The sequence below is a fragment of the Undibacterium sp. Di26W genome (assembly GCF_049340265.1).
Lineage (GTDB): Bacteria > Pseudomonadota > Gammaproteobacteria > Burkholderiales > Burkholderiaceae_D > Undibacterium.
In genome coordinates, this window is record NZ_JBMPOR010000084.1 from 1 (window position 1) to 354 (window position 354).

Sequence of the window (354 nt, forward strand, 5' to 3'; positions counted from 1 at the left end):
CAGCGGAGAAGGCACGGACTTCTTCCATGGCGCTCTTGTTGCGACGTACCAGGAAGTTGTAACCCAGAACCGCAGGAACAGCCACTGCCAGACCAATTGCCGTCATGATCAGCGCTTCACCCACAGGGCCGGCTACTTTGTCGATCGATGCCTGACCAGACATACCGATGGCTGTCAGCGCATGGTAAATACCCCATACTGTACCAAACAGACCAACGAACGGTGCGGTGGAACCAACGGTTGCCAGGAAGGCCAGACCATCTTGCAGACGGCTTTGGACTTTTTCCACAGCGCGCTGGATGGACATGGATACCCAGGTATTCAAGTCGATTTGTTCCAGCAATGCGCCTTCAT

General features: G+C 54.8%; 1 protein-coding gene. It reads right to left on the bottom strand.

Features of this window, described 5'->3' with window-relative positions; genetic code table 11:
• On the bottom strand, positions 1-354 hold a 354-nt coding region (locus ACO0LM_RS28745), incomplete at both ends, for a MotA/TolQ/ExbB proton channel family protein (RefSeq protein WP_423042374.1).